The sequence below is a fragment of the Corallococcus sp. AS-1-12 genome (genome assembly GCF_020036995.1).
GTDB lineage: Bacteria > Myxococcota > Myxococcia > Myxococcales > Myxococcaceae > Corallococcus.
In genome coordinates this window covers 1-18387 of sequence record NZ_JAIQDD010000041.1, presented here as the reverse complement: position 1 = coordinate 18387, position 18387 = coordinate 1, and the positions used below count along the sequence as shown (strand labels likewise).

15 protein-coding genes and 1 pseudogene are annotated in these 18387 nt (G+C 70.9%); 10 read left to right on the top strand and 6 right to left on the bottom strand.

Annotation, left to right across the window (positions count from 1 at the left end):
* Positions 1–107 precede the first annotated feature (107 nt).
* Both K8556_RS36335 and K8556_RS36330 read left to right on the top strand, forming a co-directional pair.
* Complete coding sequence (locus K8556_RS36335) at positions 108–1121, top strand: hypothetical protein (protein WP_223744717.1); 1014 nt, start codon at positions 108–110, stop codon at positions 1119–1121.
* 150 nt (positions 1122–1271) lie between these two features.
* On the top strand, positions 1272–2480 hold the full coding sequence (locus tag K8556_RS36330; RefSeq protein WP_223744716.1) for a peptidylprolyl isomerase: 1209 nt from the start codon (positions 1272–1274) through the stop codon (positions 2478–2480).
* Between the two features lie 9 nt (positions 2481–2489).
* Here the strand turns inward: K8556_RS36330 and K8556_RS36325 are convergent, their stop codons facing one another.
* Positions 2490–2990, bottom strand: coding sequence for a hypothetical protein (locus K8556_RS36325; RefSeq protein ID WP_223744715.1), 501 nt, complete (start codon positions 2988–2990; stop codon positions 2490–2492).
* Positions 2991–3202: 212 nt separating this feature from the next.
* On the opposite strand from K8556_RS36325, the gene ppk1 reads away from it, so the two are divergent.
* Positions 3203–5368 carry a polyphosphate kinase 1 gene (gene ppk1 / locus K8556_RS36320; RefSeq protein WP_223744714.1) on the top strand — a complete coding sequence of 722 codons (2166 nt, stop codon included), beginning with the start codon at positions 3203–3205 and terminating at the stop codon, positions 5366–5368.
* A gap of 28 nt (positions 5369–5396) precedes the next feature.
* Here ppk1 and K8556_RS36315 read toward each other — a convergent pair whose 3' ends face one another.
* The 3 genes from K8556_RS36315 to K8556_RS36305 are packed head-to-tail and all read right to left on the bottom strand — an operon-like array spanning position 5397 to position 9515.
* Positions 5397–6539, bottom strand: coding sequence for an App1 family protein (locus K8556_RS36315; RefSeq protein ID WP_223744713.1), 1143 nt, complete (start codon positions 6537–6539; stop codon positions 5397–5399).
* A 31-nt stretch (positions 6540–6570) separates the two neighbouring features.
* The gene (locus K8556_RS36310; RefSeq protein WP_223744712.1) at positions 6571–8424 is read right to left on the bottom strand and encodes a glycoside hydrolase family 15 protein; all 1854 of its coding nucleotides are present in this window, start codon (positions 8422–8424) and stop codon (positions 6571–6573) included.
* The gene (locus tag K8556_RS36305; RefSeq protein ID WP_223744711.1) at positions 8421–9515 is read right to left on the bottom strand and encodes a glucose 1-dehydrogenase; all 1095 of its coding nucleotides are present in this window, start codon (positions 9513–9515) and stop codon (positions 8421–8423) included. The genes K8556_RS36310 and K8556_RS36305 overlap by 4 nt, the downstream gene beginning before the upstream one ends.
* 208 nt (positions 9516–9723) lie before the next feature.
* Here K8556_RS36305 and K8556_RS36300 point away from each other — a divergent pair, with 208 nt between their 5' ends.
* From K8556_RS36300 to K8556_RS36285, 4 genes are all read left to right on the top strand, one after another.
* The gene (locus K8556_RS36300; protein WP_223744710.1) at positions 9724–10269 is read left to right on the top strand and encodes a hypothetical protein; all 546 of its coding nucleotides are present in this window, start codon (positions 9724–9726) and stop codon (positions 10267–10269) included.
* Between the two features lie 134 nt (positions 10270–10403).
* Positions 10404–11321: an ABC transporter ATP-binding protein gene (locus K8556_RS36295; protein WP_223744709.1), complete on the top strand. Its 918-nt coding sequence runs from the start codon at positions 10404–10406 to the stop codon at positions 11319–11321.
* A 13-nt stretch (positions 11322–11334) separates the two neighbouring features.
* A complete protein-coding gene (locus tag K8556_RS36290; RefSeq protein ID WP_223744708.1) occupies positions 11335–12096 on the top strand; it encodes an ABC transporter permease in 762 nt (253 codons plus the stop codon).
* Between the two features lie 67 nt (positions 12097–12163).
* Complete coding sequence (locus K8556_RS36285; protein WP_223744707.1) at positions 12164–13180, top strand: ABC transporter substrate-binding protein; 1017 nt, start codon at positions 12164–12166, stop codon at positions 13178–13180.
* On the opposite strand, the gene K8556_RS36280 is transcribed toward K8556_RS36285, so the two are convergent.
* The gene (locus tag K8556_RS36280) at positions 13177–13608 is read right to left on the bottom strand and encodes a hypothetical protein (protein ID WP_223744706.1); all 432 of its coding nucleotides are present in this window, start codon (positions 13606–13608) and stop codon (positions 13177–13179) included. The two genes, K8556_RS36285 and K8556_RS36280, sit on opposite strands and share 4 nt — an antisense overlap.
* Before the next feature lie 203 nt (positions 13609–13811).
* Here K8556_RS36280 and K8556_RS36275 point away from each other — a divergent pair, with 203 nt between their 5' ends.
* The gene (locus K8556_RS36275) at positions 13812–14810 is read left to right on the top strand and encodes an NYN domain-containing protein (protein ID WP_223744705.1); all 999 of its coding nucleotides are present in this window, start codon (positions 13812–13814) and stop codon (positions 14808–14810) included.
* A 35-nt stretch (positions 14811–14845) separates the two neighbouring features.
* On the opposite strand, the gene K8556_RS36270 is transcribed toward K8556_RS36275, so the two are convergent.
* A complete protein-coding gene (locus tag K8556_RS36270) occupies positions 14846–16888 on the bottom strand; it encodes a PilZ domain-containing protein (RefSeq protein WP_223744704.1) in 2043 nt (680 codons plus the stop codon).
* 421 nt (positions 16889–17309) lie between these two features.
* Between K8556_RS36270 and K8556_RS36265 the strand changes: the two genes are divergently transcribed.
* Both K8556_RS36265 and K8556_RS36260 read left to right on the top strand, forming a co-directional pair.
* Positions 17310–17801 carry a YkgJ family cysteine cluster protein gene (locus K8556_RS36265; RefSeq protein ID WP_223744703.1) on the top strand — a complete coding sequence of 164 codons (492 nt, stop codon included), beginning with the start codon at positions 17310–17312 and terminating at the stop codon, positions 17799–17801.
* Between the two features lie 39 nt (positions 17802–17840).
* A pseudogene (locus K8556_RS36260) lies at positions 17841–18387 on the top strand (hypothetical protein); the annotation flags it as partial.

Here is an 18387-nt window from a genome sequence, read left to right as displayed (position 1 = left end):
GTCCATGTGAGGTGCTACGCAACTGATCGACGGCCGTTGCGATAATCCCGGCAAGTCGTTCGCAGCCCCTTTCCTTCATTCCTCGAACTCCGACGAGGGAGCCCCACATGAGCTTCATCGACCGCGCCCGCAGTGCCGTCACCAACACCCTCCGCCACGTCCAGCAGGACCCCATCAAGGCGGCGAAGGACATCGGGACGCAGGCGAAGAAGGGCTACGACACCTTCACGAAGGTGAAGACGGCCGTGAAGGACGGCTTCGACAACGTCAAGAGCCTGAAGACGGACGGCTTCAAGGCGACGCTGAAGGGCAACGTCGACAAGATGGTCTCCAAGGCCATGGACCCGAAGACCAAGCTCGACCTCAAGGGCAAGCTGGGCATCGCGGGCAAGGCCTTCGGCACCATCACCAGCGCCGCGAAGCTGGTGGGCCAGGCGGGCACGGCCATCAGCGACGTGCGCAACGCCGTGCGCTCCGGCAGCAGCGAGGACTGGAACAAGGCGCTGGGCTCCGTCGCCACCGCCGGCAAGACCGCGGTCAGCACCGTCAAGGGCGGCCTGGAGATTGCCCGCGACGTGAACAAGTTCGGCAGCGCGTACAAGGCCGCCAGCGGCGCCTTCAAGGCCGCGGTCCCGGGCGCCGGCCCCAAGCTGGCCCGCGCCGCCGCCGGTGCCGCCGCCAAGGCCGCCTTCGAGGGTGGCGCTTCCTCCGCCATCAAGAGCGGCGTGCGCTCCGCGCTGAAGACCGCCGTCAGCGAGAGCGGCGTGGCCCTGAAGGCCGTCACCGGCACCGCGACCCGCGCCGCCGCCAAGGCCGCGCTGGCCGAGGGTGGCAAGGCCGCCGCCAAGGCCGGTGCGACCGCCGCCGCCCGCGCCGCCGGGGGCACCCTGGCCAAGGCCGCCGGCCGCTTCGCCCCGGGCGCGAACATCGCCATCGCCGCCTTCGACACGGCGAACGCGGTCTCCACCCTGCGCGACCCGAACGCCAGCACCACCGCGAAGGTCACGGGCGTCATCACCGCCGTGGGCTCCATCGCCGCCGCCACCAACATCCCGGTGGTCAGCCAGGTGGGCGCCGCCGTCTCCGCCGTCTCCAGCTTCGTCGGCGGCCTGTTCGGCTAGAAGCCGGTGAAGTGACGCAACGGCCCCGGGCGGAGAACGCCCGGGGATGTCCCCGGGGGGTCCTTTTCTGGTAGGCACCGTGGCCGTGTGAGACGCGCACGCTTCAATCCCCTCTGGGACCACGGTCGCTACCTGCCAGGAGGCCCTCCGGTGGCCACGAAGAAGAACCCCCCCGCGAAGCCCGCCGCCCCCGCCGCCAAGGCGCCCGGCACGGCCCCCGCCCCGGCGAAGCCGGCGAAGTCCGCCGCCGCCCCATCCCAGTCCCCGGCCACTCCCAAGCCCCCGGAAGCGCCCGCCGCCCCGGCGCAGGCCCCCGTGCACCAGTTGGTGCAGCGGCTGCCGGTGGCGCCCGGCCTGGGCCACCAGGCGGACCTGCCGGAGGTGAAGGCCCCGTCGCTGGAGAACCTGAACATCCGCGTGCCCCAGGGCGAGGACCTCACGGAGGAGGACCTGCTGGAGCGCTTCCACGAGCTGGCCCGCGCGAAGGCGCAGGTCCGCGAGCGCGCGGAGGGCGAGGCGCTGGCCATGGGCGACGACGTCCGGCTGGACATCCTGGGCTACGCCAACGGCCGCCTCATCCCGCTGAGCACCCGCATGGGCTACTGGATGGAGCTGGCCCCCCAGGTGATGCTGCCCGGCTTCGCGGAGGTCATCGCGGAGGCCAGCGTGGGTGACAGCGTGGAGGTGGGGCTGGTGCTGCCGGACAACTACCCGGCGGAGCAGCTTCGCGGCATGCCGGCGCGCTTCCTGGTGGACGTGCGCGCCGCGCGCGAGGTGCGCATGCCCGACACGGAGTCGGACGCGTTCCTCCAGCAGTTGGGCCGCGGCTCCACCCACGAGGAGGTCATGAGCTCCATCGTGGAGGAGCTGGAGGGCGAGATGGCCGACCTGCTCTGGGTGGACGCGCGCAACCGGGCGCTGGACGAAATCGTCGCCCGCGCCGGCGTCACCGTGCCCAAGCCGCTGGTGGACGAGGAGATCCGCCGCCGCTGGCACCAGGCGGAGGGCGAGGTGCTGGCCCAGAAGTTCTTCAGCCTGGAGGAGCAGCAGGAGGCGCTGGACGGCTGGCTGCACCACCCGGGCATCCGCGACGACGTGGAGCGCCGCCTCAAGATCGCCCTGGTGCTGCGCGCCATCGCGCAGCGGGACAAGCTCCAGCTCACGCCGCAGTACGCGCTGGAGCTGCTCAAGGAGTCCTCGGAGCCCTTCGGCATCACCGAGGCCCAACTGCGCGAGTCCATGCTGGACCCGGCCGCGTCCGCGCAGATGATGGACGTCGCGTGGCACCTGCTCGCCGTGGAGCACGTGATGACGCAGGCGAAGGTCACCTTCGAGGGCGCCGAGGCGGCGCTCGCCTGAGGGGCCCGGCTACCCCGCCGGGTTCTTGGGCGCGGGCTGCGGCTGCCCGGGCGCGACGAAGGCCCCGGTCGCGGGGTCGACCTGCCAGGCCGAGTACTGGTGCGTGAGCACGTCGCGCACCTGCCCCTGCTCGTAGCAGACCGAGTACACGACGAAGACCTCGTTGATGAAGTTGGGCCGGCCGTAGCGGTAGCAGTCCTGGTCGCCCTTCTTCTGGAGCGTGAGCGGGTGGCCCAGCAGGCCCCCCACCTCCTGGGTCGTCATCCCCGCGCGCAGCACCTTGATGCCGTGCGGCGTGACGACGGAGAAGGACGTCCCGTTGGCGCGCCAGAGGCCGACGAAGCCCAGGGCCAGCACCACCGGCACCGCCGCGGCCACGAACCAGGTGAAGGTGAAGCGGTGGGACTTCTTCTGGGACCCTTCGCGGAAGGCCGTGAACAGGGCGTCCGGGGACGTATCCGCCGGGGCGCCGTCCGGGGTGACCGGGAAGGGGGGGTTGGGAGTGCTCACCCTTCTTGAATGCCGTCACTGCCCGCCGGATTCAAGCGATGGACTGCCGGGGAGTCCACAGCCCGCACGCCTCGCCGGCCACTGACGGGGTCGTCCAGGGTGGGATACGCCCGGATGTCCGGTTCCGGTCCAGACGTGCGAGTTCACAATCCGCGCGGTGCGGGGCTGCTAGAGGGCACACCCTGAGAAACACCTCGGAGGAGTCACACATCATGGCGAAGCGCGCCGCCGCCAAAGGCACCCCCCAGAAGGCCGTGGACCGGGACGTCGTCCCCCCGGGCACGGAGGTGCCGGACAGCGACCTGTTCTTCAACCGGGAGCTGTCGTGGCTGGCCTTCAACGACCGGGTGCTGCAGTTGTCCGAGTCGCCGGAGGTGCCGCTGATGGAGCGGCTGAAGTTCATCTCCATCTACGCGCGCAACCTGGACGAGTTCTTCATGATCCGCGTGGCGCGGCTGCACGAGCAGATCGCCGCGCGCGTGGGCCGCCTGGTGCCGGACGGCGCGTCCCCGGGCGACACGCTGGACAAGCTGCACACGGGCATCCTGGAGCAGGGCCGGCGGCACGCGGACTGCTTCGAGAAGGTCCTGCGCCCCGCGCTGGCGGAGAAGGGCCTGCGCATCCTGTCCATGAAGGAGCTGGACGCGGACCAGCGCGCGCAGGTGGAGCAGCGCTTCCGCGAGCAGATCTTCCCCGTGCTCACGCCGCTGGCCATCGGGCTGGGGCGGCACTTCCCGTACATCTCCAACCTGTCCCTGAGCCTCGCGGTGCTCCTGCGCGACCCGGTGGCGGAGGAGGAGAGCGTGGCGCGGGTGAAGGTGCCCAAGGAGATATTGCCCCGCTTCGTGCCGCTCAAGGGGGGCGCGCTCTTCGTGCCGCTGGAGGAGATCATCGCGCAGCACCTGGGGGACCTGTTCCCCGGGATGGAGGTCCTCAACTGGAGCCTGTTCCGCGTCACGCGCGACGCGGACTACACCGTGTCCGAGGACGCGGAGGACCTGCTCAAGGCGGTGGAGACGGAGCTCAGCCAGCGCCGCTTCGGGGACGTCATCCGCCTGGAAATCCAGGCGGGGATGAACGCGAAGCTGCTGGAGCCGCTGGTGGAGGCGCTGACGCTGGAGCCGCGGCAGGTGTATGAGGAGCACGGCCTGCTGGACTTGGCGGACGTGATGTCGCTGGCGATGACGCCGGGCTTCTCCGAGCAGCGCGACCCGCCGTGGACGCCGGTGACGCAGGCGCGGCTGCGCACGGACACCGACTCCCCGGACGGCGGGGGCACGGTGATGTCCGCCATGCGCCGGGGCGACCTGCTGGTGCACCACCCCTACGAGTCCTTCGCCTCCTCCGTGGAGCGCTTCGTGAGCGAGGCGGTGGAGGACCCGGACGTGCTGGCGCTGAAGCAGACGGTGTACCGCACCTCGGACAGCTCCCCGCTGGTGCCCGCGCTCATCCGCGCGACGGAGCACGGCAAGCAGGCGGTGTGCATGGTGGAGCTGAAGGCGAGATTCGACGAGCGCACCAACATCCGCTGGGCGAACGCGCTGGAAGAGGCGGGCGTGCACGTCGTGTATGGGATTCCCAGCCTGAAGACGCACGCGAAGGCCATCCTCATCGTGCGGCGCGAGGGCGAGCGGGTGCGGCACTACGTGCACATCGGCACGGGCAACTACAACCCGAAGACGGCGCGGCTCTACACGGACCTGGGGCTGTTCACCACGGACCCGGACATCGGCGCGGACGTGGCGGACGTCTTCAACTTCCTCACCGGCTTCGGCCGGCCGCGCTCGTTCCGCAAGCTGCTGGTGGCGCCGCTCACCATGCGCGAGGGGCTGCTGGAGGAGATCAAGAAGACCCAGGCGGCGCACACGCCGGAGACGCCCGCGCGCATCCTGATGAAGATGAACGCGCTGGTGGACCCCGGCATCATCCGCGCGCTCTACGACGCGTCCCGCGCGGGCGTGCGCGTGGACCTCAACGTGCGCGGCATCTGCTGCCTGAGGCCGGGCGTGCCGGGCGTGTCGGAGCACATCCGGGTGGTGTCCAACCTGGGCCGCTTCCTGGAGCACCCGCGCATCTACGCCTTCGAGCGGGGCGCGACGTCGCGGTGCTACATCGGGTCCGCGGACATGATGCCGCGCAACCTGGACCACCGCGTGGAGATATTGGCGCCGGTGGAGGACCCCACCCTGGCCGCGCAGGTGAAGGACGTGGTGGAGCGCTGCATGGTGGACACCAGCGGCGCGTGGGAGCTGGGCGCGGACGGCACGTGGCGGCGGCGCACCGCCGCCACGCCCCAGGACAAGCGCTCCGCCCAGGGGGAGCTCATGGAGCGCGCCATCCGCATGGTGCATGTGCAGAGCGGGCGCCCCGTGGGCTGAGGCCCCCCGAGGCTCCCACCGGAACTCTTCAGCCCCGCTCGCCCAGGGCGCTGCGCGCGGCGTCCTCCCGGCGGTGGGCCTCCACCTCCGGGACCTCCTCCCAGCGGATCCACCCGGCGCGCGCCGCGTGCCTCGCGGCGGCCACCGTGTCGTCCACGACGACCAGCTCACTGCCCGCGTCCTGGATGTCCTTCGCGATGGCGGCCATCTCCTCGCCGCGCTTGGAGCGCCCCGGCACGTTGCGGATGTAGACGCAGCGGATGCGGCCCGGGTACTCGCGCACGATGGTGCGGTAGTGCTCCGCGTCCTCCTGGCCGCTGTCCCCAATCAGCACGAAGGGCAGGTGCGCCAGCGTCTCCAGCACGCCGCGGATCTTGTCCAGCTTGTGCCCGTGTCCCCCGCCCGGCGCGAAGCCGTGCCGCGACAGGCCCCAGTCGCGCAACAGCAGCGGGCCAATGGGGATGCGGTGGATGGCGAGGAACTCGTCCAGGTGCTCGTAGAGGTTCCACGGGCTGCTGGACACGTAGAAGATGGGGTTGTCCGCCCCGCCGCTCGCGCCCGCCTGGAGCGCCGCGTAGAACGCGTCCACGCCCGGGAAGGGCAGCCGCACGCGGTGCTCCGTGAGGAACAGCGCCCACGCGCGCTTGAGCGGATCCGTCACCCCCGTGGCGATGACCGTGTCGTCGATGTCGCTGATGACGCCCAGCTCCGCGCTCGTGCCCGCCACCCGCACCGGCGCGGACACGCGCGGCACGCCCTCCGCCTCCGGGGACAGCAGCTCCAGCTCCACCATGTGCCAGCCGGAGCGCACGCCTTCAGGGGGCGGCACCCACAGCTCCAGGAAGCCCTCCTCGTCCGTCACGCCCTCCCAGCGCTTGTCCCCCCAGCGCACCGCCACGTGCGCGCTGGAGATTTCGCGCGTCATGTAGCGCTTGTAGGAGGCCACGGCGCTGCTCCACAGCGTGTGGCGCTGGCGCTGGGGCGTCACCTTGCGCTCCTCCAGCACGCGCGCCTTGATGACCACGCGCTCCGGGGTGCCGTAGCCCCGGTACGGCAGGATGCGCAGCGGCGGGGCGATGCCCAACCCCTTGCGCACGCGGCGGCTCAGCACGTCGTAGTGGGCATCCGCCTTGACGGCGAAGCGGAACAGCAGCGGGTACAGGTCGGGCATGGCGGGTGCGCGCGAGTCTACCGTCCCCCCGTCAATCGTGGCGGCCCAACGTCCGGTCCAGGTTGTACGCGGCGCTGATGAGCGACAGGTGCGTGAGCGCCTGCGGGAAGTTGCCCATCGCCTCGCCGGACATGCCCGTCTGCTCCGCGTACAGCCCCACGTGGTTCGCGTAGCCCTGCATCCGCTCGAAGATGAGCCGCGCCTCGTCCAGCAGGTCCGGCCGCACGGTGCTCGCGCGCGTCATCGCCTCCACCAGCCAGAAGCTGCACAGGTTGAAGGTGCCTTCGCTGCCCTCAATCCCATCCAGCTTCTCGTCCGCCTCGTAGCGGAACACCAGGCCGTCCGACGTGAGGCCCCCCTCCTTCGGCGCCTTGCGGATGACGTCCAGCGTGGAGAGCATCCGCGGATCCACCGGGGACAGGAAGAACACCAGCGGCATCAGGAGGTTCGCCGCGTCCAGCGCCTCGTGCCCGTAGGCCTGGATGAAGGCGCCCTTCTTCTGGCACCAGCCCTTCTCCATGATCTCCTCGAAGATGGCGTCGCGCGTCTTCAGCCACTTGGCCCGGTCCGCCGGCAGGCTGCGCTTGTCCGCAAGCCGGATGGCCCGGTCCACCGCCACCCAGCACATCAGCTTCGAATACACGAAGTGCCGGCGCGAGCCGCGGATCTCCCAGATGCCCTCGTCCTCGGTGTGCCAGTGGTCGCAGACCCAGTCCACCAGCCGCCGCAGGTGCCTCCAGAAGTCATACGAGATGGGCGCGGCGTACTTGTTGGACAGGTACACGGAGTCCATCAGCTCCCCGTAGATGTCCAACTGGAGCTGGTGCGCCGCCGCGTTGCCGATGCGCACCGGCCGCGCGCCGCCGTAGCCGCGCAGGTGCTGGAGCTCCTCCTCCTTGGGCACCGGGCTGCCGTCCAGGCGGAACATCAGGGGCAGCGGCCCGTCCCCGTTCTCCGCGCAGCGCTTCTCCACCCAGCGCATGAACGCGGCGGCCTCCTCGTTGAAGCCGACGCGGATGAACGCGTAGACGGTGAAGGCCGCGTCCCTCAGCCAGCAGAAGCGGTAGTCCCAGTTGCGCGTGCCGCCCGCGGACTCCGGCAGGCTGCACGTGGGCGCGGCGATGATGGCCCCGGACGGCTCGAAGGTCATCAGCTTCAGGGCCAGCGCCGAGCGCTGCACCATCTCCCGCCACCGCCCCGTGTACTTGCACTTGGACAGCCAGTGGCGCCAGTAGTCCACCGTGTCGCGGAAGAGCTTCTCCGCGGAGTCGTGCGTGTGCAGGTGGTGGTGGCAGCCCTCCTTGCCCCCCTCGCGCAGGGTGAAGACCGCGGACTGGCTCTCCCTCAGCGTGAAGTGCGCGACGACGCCGTCCTTGTCCTTCTGGAGCGGCACGTCCGTCACCAACTGCATGCTCAGGTCCTTGGAGAGGAAGGCCGCGCCGCCCTTCACCACGTGCGTCTCGTGCGCGTCCCGGGCGTAGTTGAACGCCGGGAAGCACTCCATGCGGAAGGACATCTCCCCGCGCACCACGCGGATGCGCCGCAGCACCTCGCGCCCCTCCGCCCGCGCCCCCTTGCCCAGGGGCATCAGGTCGATGAGCTCCCCCACGCCGGCCGGCGTGTAGAAGCGCGTCACCAGCACGTTGGTGTCCGGCCAGTAGAACTGCCGCTTCATCACCCCGTCCGGCTCCGGGGACACGCGCCAGTACCCGCCCTTCTCCGGGTCCAGCAGCGCCGCGAAGATGCTGGGGCTGTCGAAGTGCGGATAGCACAGCCAGTCGATGGTGCCCTCGTTGCCCACCAGCGCCACCGTGCGCAGGTCGCCGATGATGCCGTGGTCCTCAATCGCGATGCCGCCCTTCAGGTCCGAGTGGTGGGGATTCACCGGGCATGCTCCTGGAACGAGATGACGCGCTTGATGCCGCCCTTCGCCTCCACCACCTGGGCGAACTCCGACGGCGGGTGGCGCTGGGTGATGAGGGCCTCCACCCGCCCCGGCCACTTCGCGCGGAAGCGGGCCAGGTCCTCCAGCGCCTCACGGAAGTCGCTGTCGGACGCGTTCACCGTGCCGAACATCACCCGGTTGCCCAGGACGAGTTGCCCCAGGACCTGGTCACCCTGCAGCTCCAGCGGCTCCTCGCGTCCGGGCACGCCGGTGAAGATGAGCACGCCGTTCTCCTCCAGCACCTGGAGCGAGTCGAAGGCCACCTTCGACGCCCCCGTCGCCTCGTAGATGACGTCCACGCCGCCCAGCCGCTTCCTCAGCGCCTCCACCGTCATTTCCTTGGAGGAGAAGTACGGCGCGCCCACCGCCTCGGCCGCGGCGGCCTTCTCGTTGGGCTTGGGGCTGCGCGAGTACACCGTCACGTCGAAGCCCGCGCGCAGCAGCGCCATGACGCCCAACTGCGCCACCGGCCCCGCGCCCAGCACCAGCGCCTTGCCGGGGCTCAGCTTCCACGGCAGGCGGGACTGGATGTGCGAAAGCTCGCGCAGGCCCTTCTCCGCGATGGTGAGCGGCTCGGTGAGCACCGCCACGCCGCGCAGGGAGTCCTCCGCCTTGTGCAGGTAGGCCACGTCCTCCACGAAGTGCTCCGCGCAGAAGCCGTGCGCGCCCTGGATGCCGCGCTCCGTGTAGTCCCCCGTCACGCAGAAGTCCGGGTGGCCGTGGCGGCACGCGGGGCAGCGCGTGTGCGGACAGGGCCTGCGCACCCGGGGCACCACCAGGTCCCCCGGCTTCAGGCCCTGCACGTGCGCGCCCACCTCCATCACCTCGCCCAGGCACTCGTGGCCCAGGATGAGGTGGTCCTCCCCCTTCGGCGCCGCGCCGTGGTGGCCCTTCAGGATGTCCTGGTCGGTGCCGCACACGCCCACCTCCAGCGTGCGCACCTTGACCTGGGTGGGCGAGTGCAGCCGCGGTTCGGGAACGTCGAGGACGCGCACCTCGCGCGAGGGGAACATGACGGCCACGGCCTTCATGGGTGGATGGCTCCTTCCGGGCGAAGTGCTGAAAGTCCCAGGACAAGGGGTGCGGACTTGGGCCCCATGCCGCAAGTGCCCGTCCGCCGCCCCGCCAGGGGGGACCGCCGCTGAACAGCCCGGACCGCCCGCCTGCCTGGAGGGCGACACTCCCGGGCCCGGTGAAAGCGCTGCCGCCCCGGCGCGCGCGGGTCTATAGAAACAGGCCGTGCGTGCGCCCCCCGCCTCCCGACGCAGCCGCGCCACCGCCATCGGTGCCACGGCCTTCCTGATGCTCGCCCTGCCCTTCCTGGTGCTGGGCGTGTTCTTCCTCGGCCAGAAGGCGCGCATGGACCTGCGCTGCCAGCCCCAGGGCCCGTGCGTCCTCAGCCGCTCCAGTTGGCTGACCCGGGAGGAGGTGGGCCGCTACGCGCCCGGGGACATCCAGGGCGTGGAGGTGGCCCGGAGCCGCAGCACCCGCAGGGGCGCCGCGCCCATCTTCCGGGTCCAGTTGCGGACGGCCGCCGGGGTCCAGCCGCTCGGCTACCAGTGGACGGAGTCCGAACCGGAGGCCCAGGCCTTCGCGGACACCGTGCGGCGCTACCTCACGGGTCCCCGCACGGACGCGCTGGAGGTGTTCCAGGACGACCGCCAGGCGTCGCTGCGCGTGGGCGGCGCCTTCACCGGCGTGGGCCTGGGCGTGCTCGCCCTGAGCCTGTGGCTGCTCTCCCGCACGCTGGCGCACCGCAAGGCGGAGCGGGCCGCGGCCGCCTGACAGGCGACAGGGCGCGCCGAAAAAGCAGCCGGCCGGTCACCGCGGACTTCACTTCCTGTCCTACAGTGAAAGGCGCCTGCCCGCTTCCAGGCCCCTCCTGTGCGACCGCGGGGCAGGTGAATAGGTTGTGGCGAATGTTTCGACGCCTCATCGAGCGGATGCGGGGCCTGCGCCAGGCGGCGCCCCACCTGCTGCGGCCCGCGAACGTGGACGCGGACCGGGCGAAGATCTCCATCGCCCGGTTGGACCACCACTACGCCAACAAGGTCGTGGCGCTGAGGGACGTGAACCTCAACGTCCGCTCGGGTGAGTTCGTCTGCCTGCTCGGCCCGTCCGGCTGCGGCAAGTCCACGCTGCTCTACGCGCTCGCCGGCCACGTGGTGCCCACCGGGGGCCGCGTGGCCATTGAGGGCAAGCCCATCCACGGGCCGGGGCCGGACCGGCTGCTGATGTTCCAGGAGGCCGCGCTGTTCCCGTGGCTCACCGTGCGCGGCAACATCACCTTCGCGCTGGCCGCCCGGGGCGTGCCCCGCGCCGAGCGCCGCGAGCGGGCCAACGCCTTCATCCAGCGCGTGCGCCTGGAGGGCTTCGAGGACACGCTGCCCCACCAGCTCTCCGGCGGCATGAAGATGCGCGCCAGCCTGGCCCGGGCGCTCGCGGTGGACCCCACCGTGCTGCTGATGGACGAGCCCTTTGGCGCGCTGGACGCCCAGACGCGCGTGCACATGCAGGAGCTCCTGCAGTCCATCTGGCTGCGCTCCGGCAAGACCGTCGTGTTCGTCACCCACGACGTGCAGGAGGCGCTGATGCTGGGCACCCGCGTGGTGCTGATGGCGCCCCGGCCGGGCCGCGTGGTGCAGGACCTGGTGATCGAGCTGCCCATGCCCCGCTCGCTGGAGGACCCGTCCCTGGACGCCATGGCGCGCGACATCCGCCACCGCCTGCGCGCCGTGGAGGGGCCCTCCGTGGAGGCGCCGCCCGCGGAGCCCCTGCAGCGCCGCACGCGCACGCCGTCCAGCCTGCCGCGCCAGAGCGTCGTGACCGGCCGTTAGAGGGGACACCACCATGCTGAAGTGGGCGCAGAAGCTGGGGATGATCGCGCTGCTCTTCGCGCTCTGGGAAGGACTGTCGCGCTCGGGCGTGTGGAACAAGCACCTGTTCCCCGGGCCGCTGGAGGTCATCCAGACGCTCATCGCCATGGCCCGGGACGGGCAGTTGGGCGGCGCCACGCTGCGGTCGCTGGGCCGGCTGACGCACGCCTACGTCCTGTCCGTGGGCATCGGCGTCCCGCTGGGGCTGTGCATCGCGCGGCTGGCCTTCTTCCGCAACGCGGTGAAGCCGGTGGTGATGGGCCTGCAGGCCCTGCCCTCCATCTGCTGGCTGCCGCTGGCCCTCTTGTGGTTCGGCCTCAACGACAGCGCCATCCTCTTCGTGGTGGTGATGGGCAGCGTGCTGGGCATCGCCATCGCCACCGAGGACGCGGTCAACGGCCTGGACCCGCAGCTCTCCCGCGTGGCCAGCACCCTGGGCGTGCGGGGGCCGCGCTTCTACTTCGGCGTGCTGCTGCCCGGCGCGCTGCCCGGCATCGTCACCGGCCTCAAGCTGGGGTGGAGCTTCGCGTGGCGCGCGCTGCTCGCGGGCGAGCTGCTCTTCGTCTCCGGCGGCCTGGGCCAACTGCTCACCATGGGCCGCGAGCTGATGGACGTGTCCCAGGTGATGGCGGTGATGCTGGCCATCATCCTCATCGGCATCACGGTGGACCGCGTCCTCTTCCAGACGGTGGAGACGCGCCTGAGGCGCCGGTGGGGCCTGACGGCGTCCGTGTGAGCCGAAAGACGCTTCGGCCCTCGTGGGCATTGATAACAGGCGGGGAACCTCCATTAGCGTGACACGTATGTCTTCCGCGCGTCCGCTGTCCCTGGTCCTCGGTGTCTGCGCCGTCCTCCTGACGGGTGTCACGTCCTGCAAGAAGGACACGCCCTCTGGCGCCAACGCGCCCCTGCGCGTGGCCTTCTTCCCCAACATCACGCACGCGCAGGCGCTGGTGGCGAACGCGGAGGGGCTCTTCGGGTCGCAGCCCGGCATGGGCCACGTGGAGGTGCGGCAGTTCAACGCGGGCCCCGCGGCCATGGAGGCGCTGGTGGCGGGCTCCGTGGACGTGGCCTACGTGGGGCCGGGCCCCGCCATCAACACGTACCTCAAGGCCGGCAAGGAGTTGCGCATCATCGCGGGCGCGGTGAACGGCGGCGCGGTGCTGGTGGTGAAGAACGTGAAGACGGCCGCGGAGCTCAAGGGCAGGAAGCTGGCGACCCCCCAGCTTGGCAACACCCAGGACATCGCCCTGCGCACCTGGCTGAAGGCCCAGGGCTTGAGCCTGGCCACGGACGCGGGCGGCGACGTGCAGGTGATTCCCATCAGCAACCCGGACATCCTGGCGCAGTACCTCCAGGGCGCCATCGAGGGGGCGTGGGTGCCCGAGCCCTGGGGCGCGCGCATGCTCGCCGAGGGGGGCGGTCACATCCTGGTGGACGAGCGCGACCTCTGGCCGGACAGGCGCTTCCCCACCACGGTGGTGGTGACGACGAAGAAGGTGCTGGAGACGCAGCGCCCGCGCATCGCGGCGCTGCTGCGCATCCACACCCAGCTCACCGAGCGCTGGCGCGCGGACCCGGCGGCCTTCGCCACGTCCGTCAACGCCGCCTTCGGCCAGCTCACGCGCAAGCCCCTGAAGGCGCCCGTGCTCCAGGACGCGTTCTCCCGCCTGGAGCCGAGCCTGGATCCGGTGCCCTCCGCGCTGAAGACGTCCGCCGAGCACGCGAAGGCCCTGGGCTTCATCCCCGGGGATGACCTCGCGGGGCTCGTGGACCTGAGCGTCCTGGACGAGGTGCGCGGCGGCGCGAAGCCGGACTAGTCCAGCTTCTCCCCCTGGAGGGACAGGGCCACGTTGTCCGTCTGGTCCACCTGGTAGAGGGCCAGGACCTGCTGTCCCTTCTCCGGCTGCTTGGTGATGGTCAGGTTGCTCATGTCCAGCGGCACCACCGGCCCGGTCACGTCGTGCACGTACAGGATCATCCCGGAGCGCTTCACCACCGGGCCGCTGACCTGCCGCATCTTGTCCGGGTCCAGGGTGATCTGCCGCACGGACCGGCCCGGGGAGACGAAGTCCGGCGTCAGCGTGGGCACGGTGCTGACGACGTTCGACCGGCTGGTGCTCGCGGGCTCGGCGTTCGGCGATTCGTAGCCGGGCCCCGCGTCATAGCCCCTACCAATCTGGGGCTCACGCGCCAGCGCGGGCCCCGCGCACAACAAGAGGCCGAGCGTCGGTGCGGTCCACGCCATGGCTCGCCAACGTCGGGTGAATCCGTGCATCATGGTGCCACCTCCGTGTCACGGGGGCGCTGCCCCCGGGGTCTGTCCCAACGTAGGGTGGGTGGCACTGAATGTTCAGCGGCGGAACACGGGCCGTGCGTGAGGCAGCTTCCCCACAGTAGGGTGGCGCGCACGCGAGCCAAGGACCGCTCGCATACGAATACGAGGCACCTTTGGCTGGACGTACCGACGAGCAGCACCGCATCGCCCTCTTCATCGACTTCGAGAACCTGGTCACCAACACCGGCATCAGCGCCAACAACTTCGACCTGCAGCCCGCCCTGGACCAGCTCCTGGAGCAGGGCAAGGTCGTCTTCCGCCGCGCGTACTGCAACTGGTCGCGCTTCGAGGACGCGAAGCAGCGCCTGCACGACGTGGGCGTGGAGCTGGTGGACGTGCCCCCCTCCACCCGCGCCGGCAAGAACAGCGCGGACATGCGCCTGGTCATCGACGCGCTGGAGCTGTGCTACGCGCGCGAGCAGATCGACACCTTCGTCATCGCCTCCGGCGACAGCGACTTCTGCCCCCTGGCGTACAAGCTGCGTGAGAACGGCCGCACCGTCATCGGCCTGGCCGTGCGCGAGGCCAGCTCCCAGATGTTCGTGCGGGCGTGCGACCAGTTCATCTACATGAAGCCCAAGCACAAGGGCGACGGCTCCCACAAGGAGAAGGACCGCGACCACGGCGGCCGGGGCTCCAAGTCCGACGAGGGCAAGGGCGGCAAGCGGGGCGGGAAGGGCCACGACAAGGGCCACGACGCCAAGGCTGGCGGCAAGGAGGCCGCCGAGTCCAAGGGCGGCAAGCCCAAGGCGGAGGTGCCCGCCGTGGCGCGCGAGGTGGTGCAGAGCCTGCTGCGCCGCGCGACGGGCCCGCTCAACCCGTCGCTCATCAAGGAGACCATCGTCCGCAAGGAGCCCGACTTCGACGAGCGCGACCACGGCTTCTCCACCTTCGCGCGCCTGCTGGAGGCGCTGGAGCAGGAGGGGCTCCTGCGCCGCATCCAGCAGGGGCGCCAGGGCTACATCGTGGGCCCGGACTCGGACTTCGGCGCGCCCGCGCAGGAGAGCAAGGGCGGCAAGGGGCGCCACGCCAAGGCGCCCGCCCCGGTGGCGGTGGAGGAGGAGGAAGAGGAGCTGGAGTCCTATCCGGACCCGGACGACGAGGGGCTCTAGCCGCCCCTCGCGTCACTGCCTGAAGCGAGCCGCCACTACGCCGCGCGCGGCGTGGTGGACTCGCAGAGGTGCTCCAGGAACTCCGGCAGCAGGCGGGCGGACATCACCCACAGCTTGCCGTCGCCCAGGTCCGCCAGGGACACGCGCTCCGCGTACTCCACGCAGGTGGCCTCCACGTAGTGGACGAACACCTTGCGGTCGCGCGCGCGGTACCACTCCGCCGCGCGGCCCAGCAGCGCCACGAACGCGTCCTGCACCTCCGGGCGCGCGTCGTCCTCCAGCGGCACCAGGCGCACGCCGTCCAGCACGTTGAAGAGGTTCAGGCCCGGCTGCGCGGACTCGAACACCGCGAAGGCCACGGCGCGGCCCTCGTGGCGGGCCACCACCAGCTCGCGCTCGCGGGACAGGCCCGCGTCACCCCAGCCGGTGCGCGTGGTCTCCAGGTCGAAGCGCTCCGGCACCAGGTCCAGCGCCTCCCGGTAGGCCTCCGGGCGGGTGTGGGCCACGCGGGCGAAGAAGCTGGCGCGCTCCTCCTGGGTGGGCGAGTCCACGGCGATGTTCTCCGGCCGCGTCCAGGCGCTGTCCACCTCGCCCTCCATCAGGCGGAAGGGCACCAGGCACGTCTGGCCGGTGTGCGCGTACCAGGTGGCGAAGTCGAACTTCGTGTAGCGCACCCAGCGCACGTTCGCCTCGCAGTAGGCGAAGAACCACTTCACCTCCGGGTCCGCCTGGGTGGGCTCGTAGCCGCGCAGGTAGATGTCGCGCAGGGCCTCGCGGGCGGTGGAGCGGCTGCCCGGGGGCTGGTGCCGCGCCAGTTGGTGCGCCATCCAACTGCCCGCGTACGGCTTGAGCACGGACAGCGTGGCCTCCATGCCCTCCTCCGCGGGGCGCACCACGCGGTAGCCCAGCAGCGGCGCCTCCTGGAGCTTGTCCTGCGTGCGGGAGAACTGGTCGCGCAGGCTGGTGAACTTCTCCGGCTCCTTGCCCGGCAGGCGGAAGTAGCCGGAGCGCTCGAAGAGCTTCCAGGTGGCGTCGTTCCAGTCGCCCTCCACCTTGGTGGTGGGGTGGGCCTGGGCCTCCACCAGCGCGCGCCACGCGCGGGCCCCTTCGGCGTCCAGGGGCCGGACGCTCACGCCGCAGCGGCGGCCGTGGGGCGTGCTGGAGATGTTGCGCACCTCCGCGCGCAGGCGCACCGGCGCGTGGCCCTCCAGCCCCACCTCCATCACCGGCAGGCGCAGGCCCGGGTACATCAGGTCCTCGCCGGGCTCGGTGAGGAAGGACAGGCCTTCATAGGAGACATCCAGCAGGCCGCGGTGCACGTGCACCTGGGGCCAGAGCGGATGGTCGAACTCCACCGTGCAGGACGCGTGGGCCTGCGTGCGGCGCAGCCAGCGGTGGCGGAAGCGCACCAGCGACGTGGGCGCCGGCATCAACAGCACGCCGCCCTCCACGCGCGCGGCGTCCGCGTTGAAGTGCACCACGCTGGAGTAGCCGAACGCCTCCAGGGTGAGGGGCCCGGGGGGAAGCGTGCCGTGCAACTGCCAGCCGAACGCGTCCTGGAGCGGCTCGAAGAAGGCGCAGGTGACCTCCACCACGGCCTGGCCGTCACGCGAGCGCAGCACGCCGCGGGCCTGGCGGGACGCGAGCGCTTCACAGATGCGCGCGACGCGGTCCGCGTGGTCGATCTGCTCGCGCCACACGGGCCGCGTCTCCGGCGTGAGCAACAGGCCGTTGTCCCGCAGCGACTCCAGCAGGCCCACGATGCGGCGGCCCGCGTCCAGCGGCGGCGCGACGAAGCGCAGGCTCACCTCCGGGCGCATGGCGTTGACGCCAATCACCTCCGCGTCCAGCGCGGTGGCCCACCGCTCGCCCTCACCCACCACCACGGACGCGGCCTGTCCCTTGCGGGGCACCGTGCGCGACTCCAGGTGGAGCGTCAGGTGCTCCAGCGACAACTGCACCAGACGTCCGGGAGAGAAGTCCTCGCCAAACGAGGCCGCCGCGCTGAGCTCCGTTCCCACCCGGTATCCGAGGAGTGCTTCGCGGCCGGCCGGCGCGTCGTGAGTGTCGGTGTGCATGCGGGGGCTCCCTGATGTCCTACGGGGCATGATTCTACGACGTCCGAAGTCACTGTGTTGTCCCCAGTTACGCGTGACCCGGGGAACTCGGATTCCCACAGAGTGGAGATCCTTCACCCCTTGTGCACTGAGACCTTCGGGCCGGATCGTCGGCCACGCATTGGACTGTCGCGAATTGGTTTCTCACGAGTCGGGGATTTCCTTCACGGACAGGAGCATCGCCTTTCAAGACAGGTTCAGCCCCGTCCCTCCCCTCGGGTCGTGTGGACCCCGGAAACACAGGGTGATTCCGACACATGGAACACGCAGGGCATGTCGCATGTCGACTGGTGACACATGGCTTGCCTTGGAGGACGGAGGCCGGCGCGACACACGTCGGGGATGACTCGCCCGCCCGCGAGGCGTTATCCCCTGGCGCGCCATGTCCTCCGCCCTCTCCACCCTCTGTCTCCACTGCGGCATGTGCTGTGACGGCACCCTCTTCACCCAGGTGCCGCTCCAGCCCGCCGAGGCGGAGGCCCTGCGCCAGCGGGGCCTGTCGCTGGCGGTGAAGGAGGACGGCGCGGTGGTGCTGCCCCAGCGCTGCGCCGCGCTGGAGGGCCTGTGCTGCACGGTCTACGCGGAGCGTCCGGAGGCCTGCCGCCGCTACCGCTGCCAGTTGTTCAACGCGCTGGCGGAGGGAGAGGTGTCCCTGGAGGAGGCGAAGGGCGTGGTGGAGACGGCGCACGCGAAGGTGGACGCGGTGGTGGGCGGTGTGGGTTCCGCTGAGGGCGGAAGGGGTCCCGCGATGCGCCAGGCGCGGGTGGCCGCGGCCTCGCTGACCCTGGCTCCCGAGACGCGGGAATCGCTGGCGCGCGCGGAGGTGTACCTGGACCAGCACTTCCGGGGGCGCTTCCGCCGCTCGGGGGGCTAGCGTGGCGCCGTCCTGCTCTCCGACCGAGGTCCTGCTCCCGTGAAGACATCCCTGCTGGCCGTGTTGTCGTCCGCCGTGCTGTTCGCTGGTGCGCCTGTGTTCGCGCAGGACAGCGGGTTCGTGAAGTCCGCGCAGGTGGACCTGGACGGGGACGGCAAGCCGGAGGCGGTGTCGCTCACGGCGGGGGAGGACGGGAAGTTCACGTTGAAGGTGGGCGGCGCGACGTCGAAGGGCGACGCGGCCGGCAACGAGGTGTCTGGCTTCCAGGTGGTGGACCTGGACACGGGCGACAGGTGGAAGGAGTTGCGGGTCCAGACGCTGGGGGAGCTGGACGACGGTCACCGCTATTTCGTCTATGGCTACGACGGCAAGGCGGTGAAGCTGCTGGGGGACGTGCACGCGCTGACGGAGGCGAAGGGCAACGGCATCGTCCTGGTCGATCGCTGGATGGGCTTCTGGCAGAAGCGGGACAAGTACACGCTGGACCGCAAGGCGTGGAAGCTGGTGCACGGAGGTAGTCACAGAGGGTGTGGAAACGAGAAAGGCGACGTAACGATCCCCGGTGAGCACCACCGAAACGAGGCCG